Genomic DNA, 22,423 nt, shown 5'->3' with positions numbered 1-22,423 from the left:
TGGATTTGCTCAATTTTTGTATCATTGGGAAGATCATAACCAATGCAGCAACTTAAGTCTTTTTTATACGCGTATCTCAACCTTTTTCTTCTCCTTTTCATAGGTCATTTTTCGGCTTGGAGCCAGGTCAATACTTATGCGTTTAAAACCTTAACTTCTGACCAAGGCTTGGTTCATAATCACGTCAACTGTGCCATTAGAGATAAGAATAATTACCTGTGGTTTGGTACCGAGTCGGGCTTGAGCCGATTTGATGGGGTACAATTCACAAATTTCCGATATTCTGCCAGTAAGCACACAGGCCTGAGTGGAAATGTGATTTCAGCAATCTTCGAAGGACCGGAAGGCAATGTCTGGATCCGTACCAACAACGGGATGAATGTGTATGATCAGCGCTCAGGCATTATCCGCCAGCACCTGGATTCTATACTCACCAGCTTGAAGCTGCCCGTCAAAGACGTACACACGATAAGGCCGCTTGAAGAGCAGACCTTTGCACTATTGTATAGCGATCGTTCGCTGGTCCTGTACGACGCCCTAACCAAAACGTACCGTACTGTGCCGCAGCTGACCAAAAGCAGCCGAATTGCGGATGTGATAGCGGGGCAAGGGCAAACGATCTGCGTAATCTACGAAAATGGCCTCCTTGGCTATATCGATACAAAGTCGCTGCAAAGTATCAAAACCAGTTTATTGCCGCTCATTAATAAAACGGTAAATTATAATCTATTTGCCGATCAAGATGGCGTCATATGGATATTCTCAAAGGATATCCCCATTGGGGTATACTGGCTTGACCCGAAAGACGGGGTAATTCGGCATATTCAAAAAGAACTGTCCAACCCCTTTGTAGGCAATATCGTGGAAGACGACAAAGGACTTCTCTGGCTGGGCACAGACCATGGTGGCATCAATGTCTACGATAAGAAAACGAAAAGTGTCGAAATCATCGGCAATGATAAATATGACTTACGGAGTCTGCCTTACAATAGTATAACGTGCTTATATCGGGATAAGTCAGGCATTATATGGACAGGAACCTATAAAGGTGGCATCAGTTATTATCATCCCAACCTGTTGTTATTCTCCTTAATCAAGAACTATCTGGGGCTTCCCAGATCACTTCCCTTTGACGATGTCAATAAGTTTGTACAGGATCGCAGGGGCAATCTCTGGATCGGGACAAACGGTGGGGGATTGCTCTATTATGATATCAGTCAGAAAACATTTAAGCAATATTTGCATGATCCTCGGGATCCCAATAGTTTGAGTTCCAACGTAATTGTTTCCTTATTGCTGGATACAGAAGACAGGCTGTGGATCGGAACTTATCGAGGTGGTATGTGTCGATTCGACGGCAAAAGTTTTAAAGTTTTCCATCGTGACCCGGCACCTGGAAAATTGAACGACGATAGTGTTTGGGAGATCTATGAAGATAGTCAACATCGGTTTTGGATAGGAACCCTAAGTTCCGGCTTGTACCTGTTTGATAGAAAAACAGAACAGTTTTCGAAAACGTATTCTCGGCAGGGCCAAACCATCAACAGCAATTATATCTCCGTCTTATTTGAGGATTCGAAAAAAAGGCTCTGGATTGGCACAGCTACGGGGTTGGAATTATTGGGTCCCGACGGTAGGATCAGCTATATTAATACCTCCAGTTCTCCTATGAAACTCATGAATGATCTGATTTATGATATCAAGGAGGACAAAACCGGTCGCATCTGGATAGCGACACAAGAGGGATTGCATGTAATCGACGGGACGAAAATAAGCTGTCTCACACAGCAGGATGGGCTCAGCGACGATGCGATCCTGGCACTATTGGTCGATAACCAAGGGGATATTTGGGCTTCAACAAACAAAGGACTGTCAGCGATCGTCGGCAAGGGGCAGGCCGAGAAATTCATCATTCGCAATTTTACACAGGAATCGGGCCTCCAGGGGAATGTATTCAATGAAAATGCCGCTTTAAAAATTCAGGACGGAAGACTTGTCTTTGGTGGACCAAAGGGATTCAATTTTATCGACCCTACAAAAATTAGCAGCGAAAGTGAACTGGTCTTACCCCTTTTGTCCAACCTTTATTTATTTAATAAGCGGGTAGCAGTAGGCGAGGAATTTTCGGGTCGGGTCATTTACGATCAAGCCCTGAATAATCTCAAGGAACTGAGTCTTCCGTACAATCTAAATGCCATTTCGCTGGAATTCTCGACTTTTGATTACCTGCAACAGCATAATGGACTCTACCAATATCAGCTCGCCGGTCTAAGTGATGAATGGTTTGATTTTGAACCGGGGACCATGCGCGCCAATTTCACCAATCTAGACACCCGCAGCTACAGCTTATTTATTCGGCATGCCATCGATACGAATAGCTGGTCGGAGGGTGTACTGCTCTTGAAAATCGATGTACAGCCGCCTTTTTGGCGTTCTACCTGGGCCTTTCTTTTTTATGCCTGTATGATACTAGTCGTCCTATGGGCTTATTTTTATTTGACAAAACTGCGTGTCAAGACGCGTAATCAACTTTACCTTGCCCAGGAGCAGGCAGCCCAGGCAAAGGAGCTGGATGCTTTAAAAACACGTTTCTTTACCAATATAAGCCATGAATTCAGGACTCCGATCAGCTTGATCCTAACTCCAGCACAACAGTTGCTGGAGGAAGAACAGCATCCAGAAAAAAAAGCTGACCTAAATTTGATCAAGAAGAATGCGGACCGCCTCCTCAAACTGGTTAACCAGCTGCTGGACTTTAGGAAATTAGAGAAAAGTGAACTGGAACTGAGCGAGGAATATGGGGATCTCATGGGATTTATCCATGAACAGCTCAATGCCTTTGCCGGAATGGCCCAAAGCAATCAAATCTCCCTACAGGTCAATATTGCCCAAGACACATACCCGGCGTGGTTCGACAAAAACAAACTGGAAAGCATTATTTTCAATCTGATGTCGAATGCGATCAAATTTAGTCCGATAGCCGGCATTGTGGCATTCAATGCCGAAATAACTGAACAAGAAGCAGGAAAGGTACTGCTTATTGAAGTTCAAAACCAGGGTACAGCGATTCCAGAAAATCTACAGTCCCGTGTTTTTGAACGTTACATACAGCTGGATGTGCCAAATGGAAAACTAAATCAGGGTACGGGCATCGGGCTCTCCATTGTCAAAGACTATGTAGAATTCTTGGGTGGAAATATCAGGCTGAGCAGCAATGGGCAATGGACGATATTTTATGTTCAACTACCTTTAAATAAGGTCGCAGCGAGCACTGACTCTGTCGAAAGCAATAAACAGGATAAACCCACTATTTTATTGGTCGAAGATGATATTGACTTTCTTCATTACCTGGAGCGGATCTTAAAGTTAACTTACGTAATCTACTCTGCAAAAGGTGTCAATGAGGCTAAATTAATTTTAAGCAAGCAACAAGTTGATCTTGTCATCACCGATCTCAGCCTGCCCGGGGAGAGTGGGTTGGATTTTTGCCGCTATATAAAAGCCCAGACTAAGCTGGTCCATATCCCTGTGCTGATTGTAACGGCGGTAGTCAATCAGAAAATTGAACTGGAAGCCTTGCAGTCCGGTGCTACAGATTACATCAACAAGCCTTTTAATATTAACCTGCTGCGTTCCAAATTAGCGCAGATACTTAATCAGCAGCAGACGATGGTAAAACGGTATAAAAAAAAGATTTATGTCAATCTGGCGCAGCCCGATGTCGCATCTGCTGATGAACAGTTTATCCGTGCGCTGGTAAAGGAAATTGAACAGGATCTCAGTGACTCTTCGCTTTCTGTCGAACTGCTTGCCAAAAGAATGAACATCACCCGCGTAGGCCTTTATAAAAAGGTGCTTGCCATCACGGGTTATTCGCCGATGGAATACATCCGGCATATCCGGCTCAAACGTGCTATGCATTTAGTTCAGAACTCGAAATTATCGATAGCTGAAATTGCTTATGAAGCGGGATTCGGAAATCCGAAACAGTTCAGCAAATATTTTAAATCTGCATTTGGAAACCTACCGTCTTTTTACCGAAAAAACCTGTAATTCATAGGTTTGAAGTTTATTGTACCTTCAAATGATCCCTTACATGTTAACAAAGGAGCCCCTAAAAGTTAACAAAATATACCCCTTATACAACCGGTTACATTCTATATTTGATCAGTTCTTTCAATAGGAAAGGACGTGTAATAACCAAGGGAATATAATAACCAATAAATCTTATTTAAATGCGCAACTTAACGTACGCTTTAAGTGGTCTGATGCTCTTCGCGATCGTGCAGCAGGGATTCAGCCAGACGAATAAAGCTCATTATGAAAAAACACCTACTGGTATTAAAGTTAGCTTCAAAAATTCGGAAACCTCCATTGATCAGGATGTCTATTTGGATGTCGTGACCGATAAGATCGTGCGTGTCACGGCTGTTCCGGCTGGTGCAGCCTTACCAGGACAAACAAGCTTAGTGATCGTCGATTCACTGCGTCGACAAGTGAAATCTTTAGCAGTAAGCTCGACCGACTCCACCGTAAATTTAAAAACAGCCAATATGCAGGCTGTCGTTTCTTTGGTGAGTGGCAAGGTTGAGTTTTTTGACCTGAAGGGACGATCGATCTTTAAAGAAGCAAAACGAAATTCAAGTTCTTTCTTAGCTAATAGTTATCAGGGTGATGCATTTTATCACCTTAACCAAGACTTTATTGTCGATGCTGAGGAAGGAATCTATGGACTGGGTCAGCATCAGAATGGTGTGATGAACTATAACCGCGGAAAACAGGTTTCGCTGCTGCAGTACAATACAGAAATCGGAATTCCCTTTTTACTGTCTACCAATAACTATGGTATCTTATGGCACAATTACTCCATTACAAAAGCGGGCGATGTGAGACCATTATTGCCCTTAAATGCTTTTAAACTACTGTCAAAAGAAGGTGAACCAGGTTGGCTCACTGCAACCTATGTAAATCGAAACAAGGCCAACGAGGTCTATTTATCCCGGCCGGAATCGATCATCGATTATGGCTATCTAACGGATCAGCACAAGTTTCCAAAGGGAGTAAATCTGGCCGACAGCAAGGTCATCTATGCGGGAAGTTTCTCTTCGTCCTACACAGGCAAACATGTGCTGCATTTTAAATATTCGGGTTATATGAAAGTCTGGATTGATGGCGAGCAGGTCGCCGACCGCTGGCGGCAATCCTGGAATGCAGGCACCTTTGAAATAGAAAGGGACATGCAGAAAGATAAAACTTACCAGATCCGGATGGAATGGATCCCGGATGGGGGTGAATCTTATTTTACCTTAAACTGGCAAAGCCCCATTCCGGAAGCGCGTAAAAACTTATTTTCCTTTAATTCGGAAGCCGGAGATGCCATTGACTATTACTTTGTTCAGGGTGAATCCATGGATGAGGTTATTGCTGGCTATCGCCACTTGTCGGGCAAGGCACCGATTATGCCGATTTGGAGCTTTGGATTTTGGCAGAGCAGAGAACGCTACAAGACGCAGGCGGAAATCGAAGAGGTTGCAGCTGAGTTTCGTAAACGCAGGATTCCGATCGACAATATTGTGCAAGATTGGTCTTACTGGTCCGAAAATGATTGGGGCAGTCAGAAATTTGATGTAAAGCGTTTTCCAGATCCGCAGGCTATGGTGAAGAAGCTGCATGATCAACACTTTAACATCATGATCTCGGCCTGGCCCAAAATCAACGAAGAGTCTTCCGTATACCAAGAATTTAAAGCGAACAAATGGATTTATCCCCGGAATATCTATGATGGCAGAAAAGACTGGATCGGAAAAGGTTATACTTCGACCTTTTATGATCCTTTCAACAAAGCAGCACGCGATGGGTTCTGGAAGTTGCTGGACAACAACCTTTTCAAAATCGGGATCGATGCCTGGTGGATGGATGCCAGCGAACCTGATGTTCACTCCAATATCGATCTGGATGAACGCAAGTCGGTTTTTCAGCCGAGTATAGGATCATCTGTTCGCTATTATAATGCGTTCCCTTTGCAAAATGCCAAGGGCATCTATGAGGGTCAGCGTGAAACGGATCCCAACAAACGGGTATTTATTCTGACGCGCTCCTTTTTTGCGGGTCAGCAGCGCTATGCCGCGGCTGCCTGGAGCGGAGATATCGCTTCCAGATGGCATGACATGAAAGATCAGATTGCCGGGGGGATCAATTTCTCGATGTCCGGTACACCTTATTGGACAATGGATGCCGGTGGCTTTTTGGTGGAAAATAGGTTTCACAAACCCAATGCGGCAGATTTGGAGGAGTGGCGGGAGCTCAATAGCCGCTGGTATCAATATGGCGCATTCTTGCCCTTGTTCAGGGCGCATGGACAATATCCGTATCGCGAGCCATACAATATCGCACCGGAAGATCATCCGGCCTATAAAAGCATGACCTATGCGATCAATCTACGGTATAAATTACTGGCCTACAATTACAGTCTGGCGGCAAAGACCTTTTTCGAAGACTATTCGATGATACGTGGACTTGCCATGGATTTCCCGCAGGACAAAGATGGATTCCAGAGCAACGACCAATACCTTTGGGGACCATCCTTGCTCATCAGTCCAGTCACTGAAAAAGGAGCGACCTCACGCAAGATACACTTCCCGAAAGGAGCCAGCTGGTATGATTTATACAGTGGCAAGATGGTAGCAGGCGGGCAGGATCTGGTTGTGGCAGCACCATACGAACGTATCCCTGTTTATGTCAGAGCCGGAGCAATAGTACCCATTGGACCTGTCATGCAGTATACGACGGAGAAAAAGGCAGATGTGCTGGATCTTTATATTTATGCCGGAGCAAACGGTCAGTTTTCACTCTATGAAGATGAAGGGAGCAACTATAATTATGAAAAAGGAAAATACAGCCGTATTGATTTCAGCTATGATAACTCGACACACACACTTTCTTTGGCCAGCCGTCAGGGGGATTTCGAGGGTATGCTGACCAAAAGAAAGTTTAATATCATTTTTGTCAGCGAAAGCAACGTCGTCGGACTGGATGTTTCGTCAAAAAAATCAACGGCTATAACCTATACAGGAAAAGCCTTGCAGATCAAATTAAAATAATAAAAAACCAATTTATAAATCAAGACATATGATAAGCAAACAATTGTTGAGCAGGGGCGTGGCCGTCGTGGTCATGACCGGCGTGACCTCTCTGGTCTGGGCACAATCCTTCACCGGATCGGTTGTTTCGGCTGATTCAGGCTTGCCAATCGTGGGAGCGAGTATTAGCATAAAGAATCAGAAGATTTCAACCAGCAGTGATGAATCGGGCAGGTTTTCACTGAAGGCCAGCACAGGGACAGTATTGACCATTACCTACGTGGGGTATAGAACAGAGGAAGTTAAAGTTACCGGCCCCAATATGGTAATCCGCCTGCAGCCGCAAGCTTCTGATCTTGAAGAAGTGGTGGTCATTGGCTACGGTGTACAGAAGAAAAAATTGAATACAGGAGCCAATTTGAAAGTTGAGGGTGAAGAACTGCAGAAACGCAATCAGCTGAACCCGCTGCAGTCGCTTCAGGGGCAAGCACCGGGTGTATCCATTACATCAACTTCGGGTCAGCCGGGAGCAGATATGAAAGTCGTCGTCCGCGGACTGGGGACAATCGGTAACTCAGGTCCTTTGTATGTCATTGATGGTGTCCCAGGAGGAGATATTTCGGTCTTGAATGCGGCCGATATCCAATCTATCGACGTACTTAAAGACGCTGCTTCGGCTGCCATCTATGGGTCGCAAGCGGCAAACGGAGTGGTCCTGGTCACTACCAAAATGGGGGCAGCGGGTAAAAATGTGCTATCGTTTGATGGCTATACAGGCATTCAGAATGTTTCGCGTAAAGCGAAATTACTGGATGCAGATCAGTACAAGCTAATCATGAATGAGCAATCACTGAATTCGGGAGCCGCGCTGATTGATTTTAACAGCATGGAAGGTTTGGCCAATACCAATTGGATGGATTACATGTTCAAGGATAATGCAAAAACGGACAATTACAATTTTGGCCTGACCGGTGGGAATGAGAAATCCACCTACGCTTTATCCATGAACTATATTGGTCAGGAGGGAATTGTGGGTGGTAAGGACGTTTCCAACTATCAGCGTTATGGTTTCCGGACGAACTCGGAGCATAAACTTTTTGATAACTTTGTGAAAATAGGTCAACACCTCAACTTTAACTACATTAAGAATCGAGGCATCAGTGTCGGCAATCAGTACAGTAATACGCTGCGTGGTGCTTTTGCTACTTCGCCCTTGTCACCGGTGTATTCGGACAATGGCTTGTACGGAAGTCCTTTCAATGATACCTCCAATTCGCCCTGGTACAATGGGGACAGCAATCCATATGGGGTGATGATGACCAATTCGAACAACGCCAATGATGGTCAAAAATTACTGGCCGATGTATTTGCAGAGATCGAACCGATTAAAGGCTTAAAGGTCCGCTCACTGCTGGGGTTCAACTATTATGCTTCAGAATACAGAAGTTTTACGCCCTTATATCGCTTCTCCATCTACACCTACAACCAAGATCATACAACCACCTCGCAGAACATGAGCAAAGGTCATACGCTGACCTGGACAAATACCGCTTCCTATGACTTTGATATTCACACGGATCACCGTTTTTCGGCCATGGTCGGTATGGAGTCGCTACGTTACCAGGGAACTTACCTTTCGGGGGCCAACTGGAATCTGCTTTCGCAGTTCAACGATTTTGCACATGCCTATTTGGACAATACCACAGGCCAGGCACACCTGGATGAAAAAGGTAATGTCGTCGAAACGCGTACGGTGTCTGGAAAACCAGAGAACATCACCCGCAGGGTCTCGTATTTTGGACGCCTGGGCTATAACTATAAGGAAAAGTACCTCTTGAATGCTACATTGCGTGCCGATGGATCCTCTAAATTTTCGCGTAGCAACCGCTGGGGATATTTCCCTTCGGTATCGGCGGGCTGGGTAATTTCTTCTGAAGAGTTTTTTAAAGAGCATTTAGCGGCTGTAAACTTCTTTAAACTCCGTGCTTCATGGGGACAAGTTGGTAACCAGGATATTGCTGATTTTCAATATGCGGCACCCATCAGTACCTCAACTGGCATTACATCGTCCAACCCCGGCGCACATTATGTTTTTGGAACGAGCAACAATAATATCGCTGGGGCCTATCCGAGCCGCTTATCCAATCCGAATCTGACCTGGGAAACTTCCGAACAGACCAATATCGGATTTGATGCCAAATTTGCGAACAGCCGTCTGGATGTTGTTGCCGACTTTTATGTCAAAAAGACGAAAAACTGGCTGGTTACAGCGCCTGTTTTGGCGACAACTGGAACGTTGCCCCCTTTTATCAATGGCGGTGACGTGAAGAATACAGGGGTGGAACTGGGACTAAATTGGGCGGATAAGATCAATGAAGTCAAGTATCGTCTTGGGGTAAATGGTGCCTATAACAAAAATAAGGTGGGACAGATACCAACTGAAGATGGTATTATCCACGGACAGACAGCCATGTTATACGATAACTCGGAAGAATTTTACCGCGCCGCAAACGGCCTACCCATTGGCTACTTCTGGGGGTATAAAACAGACGGTCTATTCCAGAACCAAGCCGAGATCGACGCCTGGAAAACAGCCGGAAAAGGTATCCTTCAAGCGGATGTAAAACCGGGCGATGTGAAATATGTAGATCAGAATAACGATGGTATTATCAATGCCTCGGATAAGACAAATCTAGGTGTTGGCATGCCTAATTTTACCTATGGATTTAATATTGGACTGGATTATAAAGGATTTGATTTCTCGGTGAATGCCTACGGTTCCCTTGGAAACAAAATTGTACAGTCTTACCGCAATCATGCCAATAAACAAGCAAACTATACCACACGAATATTAGACCGATGGACCGGAGAAGGTACTTCCAGTAAGATCCCCCGTGTTACGGAAACTAATGTCAATTGGCAGTTTTCAGACCTTTATATTCAGGATGGAGACTTTCTTCGGATCAGCAATGTGACCTTTGGTTATGATCTGTCGAAGCTGATCAAATGGAAGTATGCTAATCAGATCCGGTTCTACGTACAAGGTCAAAATCTGTTCACGTTCACCAAATATGATGGGATGGATCCCGAGATCGGCTATGGAACAGATGGTTGGGTATCGGGTATCGACCTCGGCTACTATCCAAGACCAAGAACGGTATTATTTGGCCTAAATGTTAAATTCTAAACACAAGAAATCATGAAAAAAACGAGCTATATCTATCATTCCATGTTATTTGGGTCCTTAATTTTAGGATCGTGTTCATCTAGTTTTTTGGATGTCGAACCGATGACAAGCGTTTTGGAAAGCAATTTTTATAAAACCGTCGCCGATGCTGACATGGCGCTGGTTGGTTGTTACGATGGTTATCAACGGACGACCTCCAATGGGAGCCAGTCTTTCTATCTGACAGCAGAGGTGGCTGCAGACAATTGTTTTGGCGGAACAGGTACAACAGACGGTCGCTCATTTCAGGCAATAGACCGTTTTGATATTGCGCAGTCCCAATCGGACAACAATATCTTTGACGGCACCTGGTCGGATTACTATGCTGGAATTTTTAGGTGTAATACGCTGTTGGGAAAATTGGACGGTACTGATTTTTCGGGCAATACAACTGCACGGGCACGTATTGAAGGAGAAACGAAATTCCTGCGGGCCACCATGTATTTTGATCTCGTCCGCCTATTCGAAAACATACCTCTGCTTACAAGCCCAACCAATGAGAATATCCCGCAGTCGGACCCCAAAGCGATTTATCAGCTGATTGTTTCCAACCTTAAGTTTGCGGCAACCAATATCCCAGCCACAGCTTACCCCAAATCAGCTGCGGCAACCAATGATGGCCGGGCAACTCCCTTTGCTGCAAAAGCACTATTGGCCCGTGTCTATCTATTTTATTCCGGTTATTATGGAAAGGAAGATATCGGTATCTCCAAAGCCGAAGCCCTTGCAGGCTTAGAAGAGATCATTAGCAGTGGTCAGTATGCGCTGGTGGCCGATTTCAAAAATCTGTGGCCGGCAGCCAGTTATATTCCGAATGCAAGCAATAATACGCTAGACATCTCCAAATATGCCGGTAAGGGGAATGTTGAGGTGGTATTTGCACAGAAATTCAACAATACATCGAATTACAACGGTTATGTTGATGGCAATCGCTGGGTCGTCTTTCTGGGCCTACGTGGTAAAAATTGGTCGCCTTATGGCCAGGGATGGGGTGCATGTACGGTAAGCAAAAAATTCTTCAATGAGTTTGACAACACGGATACGCGCAAGACTGCTTCAATTATTGATATTGATGGCGAGAAGATTACGGGATTTGACCTGAAAGATCAGCGTGAGTATACAGGGTACACTATAAAAAAATACGCCCCCACAGCATTGCCGGACGGTACCAGCAATACAGGTGGCGATAAGGATATGCAATTGTCCCAAGACCAGGATTACTTTGTTATCCGCTACGCTGATGTCTTGTTGATGGCGGCAGAACTCGGTTCCGCAAATGCGCAGAAATACTTTGATGAGGTACGAAAAAGAGCCTATAAGACCAATTTTGTCTCCTTATCAGTTTCAAAAAATAATATTCTGAAGGAAAGAAAGTTTGAATTTGCGTTTGAAGGTGTCCGCTATTGGGATGTATTGCGGCAGGGGCTAAACAATGCTGCTGCTACACTGGAAACAACAGAAGATGTCCTCAGCGGTTCAGTACCGGAGAAGGTCACCGTAACTAAAGAGCGTTTTCTGACAACGAAAGGATTTATGCAGATTCCAAACAAGCAGATTACTCTTTCCAATGGCGTACTGAAACAAAATGCCGGCTGGAACTAGACAAAATCTTAGTAGAATTTGGTACCCGTTGAATTATAACTAGACAAACATGAAAAAGATATTCACATATGCCATCTGCTTCTTTGTAGCGATGGTACTTTTTGGAGCCTGTTCTCCGGAGAATTATACACTGGGGGACATCGATGTCACATCGGCACAGTTGGAGAAGGGAAAAGCCTTTACTGTTGAACATGATGCCAATAATCCCAATATAGTGTATTTGACAAGCTTGATGGATGCCAGATACACCGCTTTGTGGGAGCATCCGCAGGGACGGAGTCAGGAAAAAAAGGTTATCCTGAAAATGCCCTTCCCGGGCGAGTACACGGTCAAATTTGGTGTTGAGACCCGTGGCGGGATTGTCTACGGTGAACCTGTAACATTTAAAATCGATCAGATGTATGCCGAATTTATCAGTGACGAGACCTGGACCTTATTGACGGGCGGGGCCGGGGAAGAGAAAACCTGGTACCTCGATCTAGATGCTGACGGTATCTCTCGTTACTTTAAAGGTCCGCTGTACTTTTACGGCACCGGTGACTGGTGGGGTAGCATCAACGAAACAGCTGCGCCTCTTAACAGCGATAGTTGGAGCTGGGAACCCGACTGGAAAGGCAATAGTTGGCTGATGCCTGCAGGCGATTATGGGAGTATGACCTTTGACCTGAAAGGTGGAGCAAACATCAATGTGAATCATGCCATGTTGGGTAAAGTACAGAAGGGGACTTTTAATATCGATACTGAAAAGAAAACCATCCGTATGACGGGGGCTTCGCCTTTACATGGAAAACCACAAGATGGGATCGTAGTCGACTGGGGTGATGTCCGTATTATGTCGTTGACCGAGAATACCATGCAATTAGCGGTATTGCGAGATCCGGTGCTTTCGAATGATGGAGCGGCCATGCTGACCTTTAATTTTATTAGCAAGGCCTTCAAGGAGAGTCTGACCGAAAATAGGTCGAATACCAAAATGAACAAATAAATGTATGTTGAAGCAATTATTTGACATGGGGTATAGCAGATTAATAGGTATATTGTTGCTATTATTGACGCTCACGGGCTCCGTGATTGGACAGTCCAGAAAGGTTATTGATTTTAATGGGGGCTGGTGGTTTAAACTGGATAGCAACCAGCAATATAGCGATGGACGAAAAGGAGAAAGCTGGCGAAAGCTCGATCTGCCGCACGACTGGAGCATCGAAATGCCTTTTAGAGAAAACAGTCCCGCAGGCAGCGGGGCTGCTTACCTCGATGGTGGCGTAGGCTGGTATCAAAAATCTTTTAAGCTGCCTAGCGCGGAGCGGGGCCAGCGGATATTTGTCGCATTTGAAGGTATATACGAAAACAGCGAAGTCTGGATTAACGGGCATTTCTTAGGGAAACGGCCCAATGGTTATATCGGATTCGAATACGAGCTTTCCCCTTATTTATACTGGGATGGTAGGGACAACCTGCTTTCAGTAAAAGTAAACAATAAGAATCAGCCCAATTCGCGTTTCTATTCGGGTTCGGGTATCTATCGGGATGTCAAATTAATCAGCCGGAATCCAGTCAGTATAGGAACGAACAGCACCTTCATAAGGGCTGAGCAGCTCAGCGAGAAACGTGCTGTCGTGGATCTTTCCCTGGAAATTGAGCACAGCCGTAAAGAATCAAAAAAGATGACGCTGCTGACGGAGGTCCTTTCCGCTCAAGGTGCTGTTATCGCAAGCAAACGTACATCTTTGAACGCCGTCAAAGCAGGTCTACATCCCATCGCTCAGCAGATTGTTCTCGAAAATCCCGTCTTATGGGATATTGAAAAGCCCTATCAATATACAGCAAAAATGCAGCTCATTGTGGATGGTGAGGTGCTGGATGAACAGCATACCAAATTTGGCTTACGCCATTTTAGATTCGATCAGCAGCAGGGCTTTATACTGAATGGAAGACAGCTTAAAATCCGAGGGGTCTGTTTACATAGTGACCTCGGCGCACTAGGCATGGCATTTAATCGGTCTGCAGCATTACGTCAGCTCCGCATGATGAAAGCAATGGGGGTGAATGGGATACGAACATCACACAATCCCTCGGCCCCAGCATTTTTGGACCTTTGCGATAGCTTGGGTTTCGTCGTGATGAGTGAAACATTCGATGTTTGGAAAGGTCGTAAAAATGCCTATGACTATCATTTATACTGGGACCAATGGTACAAGCGAGACTTCTCGGATCATGTCAAACGGGACCGGAATCATCCGTCGCTGTTTATCTGGTGTCTGGGCAATGAAGCACAGGAGCAGTGGCATTCCAAAGCTGATGGTACAGCTATTCCAATATCGTTAGCCGCAATCGTCGATAGCCTGGATGGCACACGCCCGACCACCATTGCCAATAATGAGCTCTCCAAAGCCAATCCCGTACTCATGAGTACGGCGGTGGATTTAGTTGGCTATAATTACAACCATCACAAATGGGCAAGCTTCCCACAGGATCATCCGGGAAAGAAGTTTATTGTAACAGAAAGTACTTCGGCATTGGAAAGCAGCGGGAAATATGATTTGGTTCCTTACGATTCCATTCGTATGTGGCCTGAAAGATGGGATATTCCTTTTGATGGGGGCAACAGTGACAGGAGCATATCAGCTTACGACAATGTATTCACGCCTTGGGGATCAAGCCATCAGACGAGTTTGCGGCTAATGGAGAAGTACAGCCATATTGCAGGCATGTATGTGTGGACGGGTTTTGATTATCTCGGTGAACCCACACCATACACTTGGCCAGCGCGAAGTTCGTACTTTGGTATTGTGGATCTAGCTGGATTTCCGAAGGATGTTTACTACCTGTATCAAAGTGTGTGGACAGAAAAACCGGTTTTACATGTATTACCACATTGGAACTGGAAAAAAGGCGACCGAGTTGACGTGGTGGTCTATTTTAATCAGGCTGATCGGGTAGAGCTTTATCTAAACGACAGAAAAATACGAGAACAGTCCAAAGATCCAGATCGGTACGACCTTGTATTTAAAGGAGTGGAATTTGAGCCTGGTAAGCTCGAAGCGGTATCGTACCTTGGAAACAAGAAGGTACTCAGCAAGGCAGTACATACTGCGGAGAGCGCATATCGAATCAAACTAATGGCAGAAAATTCGATCGCAAAAAACGGCAGCGATGAACTATTCTTTGTGCAGGCCTTCATTGTTGATCAATATGATACTATTGTTCCGGATGCAGCTGATGAAATAGAATTTATGACAGATTCTGCCAACACAACGGTTATTGTCACTGATAATGGTAATACAGCCGACTTAACTAGTTTTCAATCAACAGCCCGAAGGGCATTCAACGGCAAAGCTTTGGTGATGATAAAAAGCAAAGAAAAAGGTAAAATCATCCTTCGAGCCAAAAGCAAGGGGCTTTTGGCTGATGAAGTAGTGTTGATGAGTGAGTGAATTATAATTCAACTTAACAGCAACAACTATTAACGCACTGTCTGCATAAATCATACTTTCAGTGCGTTAAATTACGTCCATAAAGGTCCTGGAGCGACAGCATTTACGCGAATACTTTTAATCTGCTCTAGAAGCATTTGTGGGAGATTCGGAACAGTATGTGGTGTACAGGAGATGCTGTACGCAAAAAGAATTGAGGATATATTTTGTCTATTCCCTGTTAATCATTCTATCAATATTCGCTTTAATGTCATCTAGATCAAAAGGTTTTGCTATAAAGCCATTTGCTCCATTTTCATTGGCTATGGTGGCGCCATCAACACTAGCGGAAAGTACTATAATAGGCAAATCCATTATTTTACCGTTTTTGCGAATCAGGCTTATCACCTGATCGCCAGACAACAAAGGCATCCAAAGGTCAAGCAGGAGCAGATCAGGTGAATGCATTTCTATCTGCTCAATTAACAGGGTACTATTGGCGACAGTGAAGACAACATAACCTTCCAATTCTAAATATAGCTCGAGAACTTCAAGTATTCCCTCGTCATCGTCACAAATCATTATTCGTTTAGCTTCCATGTATTTTTTGTTTTTGCATAATAGGTAATGTAAAATTAAAAGTAGCACCCTCATCAACCGACCTTTCCATCCATAATGTACCTTAATGATTCATAATGATTTCTTTGGATGTATAGAACCCAATACCTAAGCCTGGGAATTTCTTTTGTGTAAGTTGAAGGTGTTGCTTTAATTGCTTTACATTCGCGTTGTCTTTTATAATATTAGGGCGATAAACGACCTTATAGCAGGCTATAATAGCATAGTATCTACAAGGCAATTATACTTATCAGAAGAATTACAAATCATATGCCTTTAATACCGCTGACCGTATAAATCACGGGTAATTCAAGTAGTTTAACTCTTAAGAACCGCGGTAGGAAACTTTTTTAAATGGATTTAATTCAACAGAATCTGAGCGACATGGATACATGTTTAATTAAGGATACTGGAGATATTTCATTTAACTCCTTTTGTGCGCATTGGAATACAATATATTGCTGTAGATGCGGTAATAAATAAATCAGTCCTATCTTTTCCTCCAAAACACACGTTCGATGTCCAAGGTTCATTTATCTCAATATGTCCGATCAATTCACCTTTCGGGCTATAGATAGAAACACCTCTTCCAGTAAGGTAAATATTTCCTTGGCTGTCTAGGGTAAGTCCGTCAGAACCTTGCTCAATGACCGCTGTCTGACTACTTAATTTACCTTTAGACTCAATGACATATCTATACGTTTTATTCCGTTCAATGTCTGCTACATACAAATATCTTCCATCAGGCGAACCTACTATTCCGTTGGGCTTAGTGAGATCATCAGCCACCACAATTGGCTTCTTTCCTTTTCCGAAAGGAAGGTAGTATACTTTTTGCCCCGCTATCTCGGGTTTCTTTCTATCCCAATAATCACGCTGATAATAGGGGTCTGTAAAGTAAATGCCTCCTTTTTCATCCACCCATAGGTCATTTGGACCATTCAATTTTCTTCCATCTACAGCTGATAGCAGGACCGTAACCTTACCATCCATGTTGATTGACCAAATTTCGTTTTTCTCATCCGAACATGAAAGCAGTTGATTCAGATGATTAAAGTAAAGTCCATTTGCACGGCCTGAAGAATCTTTAAACAACGAAAGATCACCATTTGTGCTGTATTTCCAGATTTTGTTATTTGGCTGGTCAGTAAAATAAATATTCCCCTCCCGATCCACGGCAGGACCTTCTGTAAATGTAAACTCCCGAGATATTAATTTCAAGCTGTCTTGATTAAATAACTGCGCTCTTGTGTTTATTCCCCCTACCATGAAAAGGATGAATAAGAACGTATGAGAGTACCTGCAATAACTAACTGAATGTCCCATAGTAAAGTTTATAATTTCAAATTATTATCATCAATTAGCGTTCTACCATTAACGTGAAATGTCCTATTAATATACTTGCTAAAGAATCCATATCTTGATGTGGTCGAATGATCGGATACAATATAGCTTTTATTCTTTAAATTTATTGGTAAAAGTGTCTCTTTAGCAGCGATATGAAAAACCTTTTTGAATAAAGTAACGATTTTTATTTATATGGTTAAATATAACCATTGACTGAAGTATAACATCGCTGGTAACTTTGGGAGTTGTATAGATGTTCTATTTACTATTTAAAGTGTTAAGATCCAAATTAGCAGTGCCAAATATGACTATTCCATTTAGTATTGTTTTGTTAAGTCTTTTTATGATGATTTATCATACGCCTATTACAAACGTAGGAGAGCGGCAAGTTACTTATACTGATCATTCTCGAGAGCGACCTTTGAAATCCCAAATTTGGTATCCAACAACGGGTACGAATTTTAAAAATACGCAACAACCATTCGTTTTACCACCGACAGTAAAAGATGCAGAATTTATACAAAAAAAATATCCATTGGTTGTCCTTTCTCATGGGACAGGAGGCAATCGATATAGCTTATCATGGTTGGCGATTGAATTAGCTAAAGACGGATATGTTGTGATAGCTCCGGATCATTGGGGAAATACTCTCGATAATAAAATTCCTGAAAACTTTGTACGTTATTGGGATAGGCCGCTGGATATGAGTTTTCTAATTTCATCATTGCTTGATGATCCTGTTTATAATAGTTACATAGACAGTAGTAAAATAGCGGGAATCGGATTTTCGTTAGGTGGATACACCACTTTAGCACTTGCTGGAGTTAAAATAGATTGTGATAAACTCAAGATAAATGCATCGATAGCCAAAAATCGCAACCAATTTGTTGTTCCTGAACTGGGTGATCTTCAAGAACTCATACAAAAAATCCCATGCAACCAAGTGCCAGAAAATTTAAAAGATAGTCGATTTAAAGTCAACATAGCTTTATCTCCGGCTTTGGGACTGGGACTTTCGGAAGAAAAACAAAGCACAAAATCTTCGGTTTTGATCATCGGTGCCGCAGATGATTCCATTGCTCCGCTGGCATCGAATGCGCTTAAATATAGTGAAGTAATAAAAGGCTCAAAATATAGCGTACTTCCAGTTAAAACGGGGCATTATGTTTTTTTAAATGAAGGAAAATCATTTTTAGTTAATGAAGAACCGACTTTTTACTACGATCATGAAACTATTGACAGAAAATCGGTACATCGTCAAGTGGCTTCAGAAATAAAAAATTTCCTTAGAGAGCATCTGAAGTAATTGACCACTGATTTGTTAATATTAAGCTCAAATGCTTATCAGAGAATTTATTAAGGGTAGAATTTATGTTGAATTTTAAAATATATCAATTGCTTGCAACCTTTTTAATGAGGCGAATTATTTTTTAAATGTAATTTCATCGCATATCATCGGGTTAGCATACCACGGTCTAAAGTATTTGAAAAGTAACATGGTCGTAATTCAATTAGTCAAAAAATAAATTTATTAGTTTCTGTATTAATAAGTTAATTGATACAGGATTGTTACAAATAAAGTTTTTTCTTAATTTTGGCATTTTAGTATTTATAATTTATTCAATTTATGCTTTTCATTTATACGCGTTACGAGTACGTTCTAGGGAGTAAAAATATCTTGGCAACATTAAAAAATGAGGCCGTACCCCAGAACTTTAATCTTAGTATCATCACACCTGCAACCAAATTTTTAGGATTCCCAGTTGGTGGAGGTTTAGTAAAAATGTCTCGTTTAGTGAATCAAAACGGACAGGTCATCCACGCTAGAAATTATTCACCTGAAATAAAAGAAGAGGTTAAAAAATTTAAAAAGACGCTTAAAATTCCCTATTTCAAACTATGGAAAGGGTACTTGATGATAGCCTCAATAGCAATTGTCGGCTCTATTATTTACGGTATAAAACTAAATTTGGATGGCAAAAAATATCGTAATGAAAAGGATAATCTTGTGAAATCGGCTCGACAATTACACGCGGGTCAACTTTATGGAGCAAGTTTTTTTACTGACGCTGAAGGAAATAATATCGAAGGTTTGCCTGTCGGTTGGGTTAAAATTCTAAAGATAGAAGGAGATACAATTTTCGTCCAACGGTCAAAAAAAATGACAGATCGCGCGATGTTTGAAATGAAAGATTTGCAATCAATCAAGCCAACAACAGATGAAGACTGGAATAACCATATCGAAAAGATGAATTATCCACTATTTAAAGAAGCTTCCCTCAATAAAGATTTATCAAGAATAGATCTGTCATATATTGGTGCAGACCATGATAAATATTCTGGCGTCATCATGTCTTTCAAGGGTGTTGAGTAGTTACTTTTCTTAAACTAATCATATGGAAAATGGGAGAGAAGTTTACCAAATTCGACGGGGTGGAAAACGAAAATAAGCAGGAAACACAACACAGTATATTATTTCAAAAAAGTGGTCGATTTTTAATTGTGTTGCCTTTTTTAATCCCCTTATTTTTTATCGGAAAAACTTTTGGTTGGTGGCAAAAGGAATTTGTTGCCAGAGGTTATATTATTGGGATTTCATCAAATGGTAAAATCTATGAGCTCGGCAATGGAGGTGTTTTTGCGTTCAGTAAACGTTTCGTTAGGGATAAGAAAGTGTTTTTGAAGGCAGGATCAGGCACGGTATGTTTTATTTCTGCACTAGCGGAGCAACACTATCAACTCAATTCTGAAAAACCGAGCAATCCATTTTTCCAGGGGAGCGTCACCTTTATCAATTACGACAAATCGAAGATTTACTGTCGGGAGGAGAGAAAATACATTGACGCTAGTTCATACTATACCGTAAATAGTGCGTTTGATCGCAATGGCCAACTTTTGTTAGCTTACAGTACTGACGACGAAGCTCCAAAATCCTTAAGGCAGCCCCAATTTATAAAAACAATCATTAATCAAGGCATGTCTCGGCGCTCGGGAGGAAGTGTAAGTGATGTTGAAGATCCTTATATTGATGTATCAGCGATCTTTGAGCAATTTTTTCATAGAAAATTGAATTATTCGGTTGACGAGGAAAAGAAAATCATACGTTTAATCTTATAATTATCAATGGAGATCTTGTACGTGCACTATGAAAAAACTAAACTTAAATTTTTTTATAGCCTTTGTAGTTATGGATGATCGCCCACCGTTTTTGGATGTCAAGTTCATGTGCAACACAAGCTTTTTAGCCAACTAGGGTAGGCGCTTTTCCAAATTTTTTCTTAAAGGCAGTAGAAAAATGGGAGAGGCTCTCGAAGCCAAGATCTAAATAGATAGTTGAGGGCTTTTTTTTCTTTTTTTCAATTAAATACCATGCTTCGTTTAATCTTTTATCCTGTAGCCACTTTCGTGGCGGCATACCAAAAGCCCTCTGAAAGTCTCTTTTATACCCTGAAAGGCTTCTTCCTGTAAGTTGTGCAAATTTCTCGATGGGAACGTTAAAATGAAAATTGTGGAGCATAAATTTTTCAAGGTCTATTTTATAATTTTCCGAAAAATCAAAGAAAAAGTTACGTAGTGCTGGCACTGCAATCAGTATCAATTTGAGTCCCTCTTTGACTTTTAAAAGTCCCATTTCATCAGTCATTTCACGTCCAGCGCTTCGAGCATAGGGTATAATCGATTGAAAATAGCCTGTGAGATATATATTATTGGGGAGACATAGATTCAGCGGTCCGCTGTATTTACCGCTAACTTCCAATTTTTCCTCAAACGCAATCTGACGCATTAGATTTTCTTGCAGGGATATAACAATTGTTTCATAATGGCCATTTGTTTCAGGTGTTTTAGTTAACGTTCCAAGTTGATTTTTATGAATTAGCAATACTTCTCCAGCAGTTATGCTTATATTCTGTTGAGTAGTTTCGAGATGCATGTGACCTGATACCTGCAATATTAGGGTATGGTGATTCCAAACGCATGCTTTCTCTTTTCGCTTCGAAGAAAGGTAAGAATAGAATATAACGCCGGGAAGTATTTCTGCTGGACTCTCCATTTATCTTTGTAAGTATGTACTGCCTTTGATTGCACCTATTGCAAATGTACTGTTTAAAAGGCTCATCTCCTGCGGTGTAAATACGATTTTCATAGCAGCAATATTTTCAGGTAGCCTTGATCTGCGGCTCATACTCACCAATGGCATGATATTGTCGCTTTGTTCTTTAACCCATGCGATTGCAAGCTGCGCAGGTGTGACATTTTTAAGATGCGCAATTTCTTTTAATATGTCAACTTTTTCAAGATTATGGATTAGGTTATTGCTCTGAAAACGGGAAAAATGGTTTCGATAGTCATCCATAGGAACTGGCGCTTTTAGCTGACCACTTAGCAGACCTTCGGCAGTATTAGCAAAAGCCACTACACTAATTCCTAACGCTTCAGCCACCGGCAAAAGATCCTTTTCGATCTGACGGTCGGTCAAAGAATAGGCGATTTCAAGTGCACTGATGGGGTAAACATTATTTGCTCTACGAAGTTGATCAGCGGTAATTTCTGATACGCCGATATGGTGTACTTTACCTTCTTTAACCAAGTCGGCTATTGTACCGATAATGTCTTCTATCGGCACGCTGCCATCCATTCTACTGGGCTGGTATAGGTCGATGGCTTCAATGCCTAGACGTGTCAAGGAGTAATTGATAAAGTTCTTAATGGCTACAGGGCGGAGATCCAAGCCGATCCATTGTCCATTATGGAAGATCGCGCCAAATTTGACACTGATGAAAGCATCATTCCTTCTTTCTCTAATTGCTTTCCCAATAAGCATCTCGTTGTGCCCTGCGCCATAAAAATCTCCGGTATTCAGGAAGTTGATCCCCATGTCCAACGCCTGATGGATGGTCGCGATGCTCTCCTTTTCATCGGGCGTAGCACCGCCCCATATTGATGACATCCGCATACAACCCAAGCCGAGTTTTGAAACCGCAGGTCCATTTTTGCCCAGTTGAATTCTTGTAATTTCTGACATTTGATTGATTTTAATGTAATAAGACAAAAGTCTTTATTTTGTAACATAATCACTTTCTTACACGGTTCAATTTGCTTGTCTGTATGGTTCTGATATGATTTTAAAATTATTAAGT

At 42.4% G+C, this 22,423-nt stretch carries 13 protein-coding genes; 9 read left to right on the top strand and 4 right to left on the bottom strand.

Annotated elements, in window-relative coordinates; genetic code table 11:
* Window positions 1-42 precede the first annotated feature (42 nt).
* From B2W36_RS18670 to B2W36_RS18645, 6 genes are all read left to right on the top strand, one after another.
* Window positions 43-4,053, top strand: coding sequence for a two-component regulator propeller domain-containing protein (locus tag B2W36_RS18670; protein WP_293889189.1), 4,011 nt, complete (start codon window positions 43-45; stop codon window positions 4,051-4,053).
* Between the two features lie 182 nt (window positions 4,054-4,235).
* Window positions 4,236-7,100, top strand: coding sequence for a TIM-barrel domain-containing protein (locus B2W36_RS18665; RefSeq protein WP_293889188.1), 2,865 nt, complete (start codon window positions 4,236-4,238; stop codon window positions 7,098-7,100).
* A 28-nt stretch (window positions 7,101-7,128) separates the two neighbouring features.
* Complete coding sequence (locus tag B2W36_RS18660; RefSeq protein ID WP_293889187.1) at window positions 7,129-10,266, top strand: SusC/RagA family TonB-linked outer membrane protein; 3,138 nt, start codon at window positions 7,129-7,131, stop codon at window positions 10,264-10,266.
* 12 nt (window positions 10,267-10,278) lie between these two features.
* Window positions 10,279-11,907: a RagB/SusD family nutrient uptake outer membrane protein gene (locus B2W36_RS18655; RefSeq protein ID WP_293889186.1), complete on the top strand. Its 1,629-nt coding sequence runs from the start codon at window positions 10,279-10,281 to the stop codon at window positions 11,905-11,907.
* A 49-nt stretch (window positions 11,908-11,956) separates the two neighbouring features.
* The gene (locus B2W36_RS18650; RefSeq protein WP_293889184.1) at window positions 11,957-12,892 is read left to right on the top strand and encodes a hypothetical protein; all 936 of its coding nucleotides are present in this window, start codon (window positions 11,957-11,959) and stop codon (window positions 12,890-12,892) included.
* A gap of 4 nt (window positions 12,893-12,896) precedes the next feature.
* Window positions 12,897-15,341 (top strand): glycoside hydrolase family 2 TIM barrel-domain containing protein, encoded by a 2,445-nt coding sequence (locus B2W36_RS18645; protein WP_293889182.1) that lies wholly within the window; start codon window positions 12,897-12,899, stop codon window positions 15,339-15,341.
* Window positions 15,342-15,551: 210 nt separating this feature from the next.
* Here B2W36_RS18645 and B2W36_RS18640 read toward each other — a convergent pair whose 3' ends face one another.
* On the bottom strand, window positions 15,552-15,920 hold the full coding sequence (locus B2W36_RS18640) for a response regulator (protein WP_293883266.1): 369 nt from the start codon (window positions 15,918-15,920) through the stop codon (window positions 15,552-15,554).
* Window positions 15,921-16,358: 438 nt separating this feature from the next.
* Complete coding sequence (locus tag B2W36_RS18635) at window positions 16,359-17,159, bottom strand: SMP-30/gluconolactonase/LRE family protein (protein ID WP_293883268.1); 801 nt, start codon at window positions 17,157-17,159, stop codon at window positions 16,359-16,361.
* A gap of 430 nt (window positions 17,160-17,589) precedes the next feature.
* Here B2W36_RS18635 and B2W36_RS18630 point away from each other — a divergent pair, with 430 nt between their 5' ends.
* The 3 genes from B2W36_RS18630 to B2W36_RS18620 all read left to right on the top strand — a co-directional run bounded on the left by B2W36_RS18630 (window position 17,590) and on the right by B2W36_RS18620 (window position 20,402).
* Window positions 17,590-18,591 (top strand): alpha/beta hydrolase family protein, encoded by a 1,002-nt coding sequence (locus tag B2W36_RS18630; protein WP_293889180.1) that lies wholly within the window; start codon window positions 17,590-17,592, stop codon window positions 18,589-18,591.
* A gap of 372 nt (window positions 18,592-18,963) precedes the next feature.
* Entirely contained in the window at window positions 18,964-19,659 is a 696-nt protein-coding gene (locus B2W36_RS18625; protein WP_293883274.1) for a hypothetical protein, read from the top strand.
* 29 nt (window positions 19,660-19,688) lie between these two features.
* Entirely contained in the window at window positions 19,689-20,402 is a 714-nt protein-coding gene (locus B2W36_RS18620) for a hypothetical protein (protein WP_293889179.1), read from the top strand.
* Between the two features lie 124 nt (window positions 20,403-20,526).
* On the opposite strand, the gene B2W36_RS18615 is transcribed toward B2W36_RS18620, so the two are convergent.
* Complete coding sequence (locus B2W36_RS18615) at window positions 20,527-21,336, bottom strand: helix-turn-helix domain-containing protein (RefSeq protein WP_293889178.1); 810 nt, start codon at window positions 21,334-21,336, stop codon at window positions 20,527-20,529.
* A complete protein-coding gene (locus B2W36_RS18610) occupies window positions 21,337-22,308 on the bottom strand; it encodes an aldo/keto reductase (RefSeq protein WP_293883283.1) in 972 nt (323 codons plus the stop codon).
* Window positions 22,309-22,423: the final 115 nt, after the last annotated feature.

Source organism: Sphingobacterium sp. UBA3549 (assembly GCF_002376635.1).
GTDB lineage: Bacteria > Bacteroidota > Bacteroidia > Sphingobacteriales > Sphingobacteriaceae > Sphingobacterium.
Note: the sequence above shows the minus strand (reverse complement) of the source record. Positions and strands in the feature narration are given on the sequence as shown.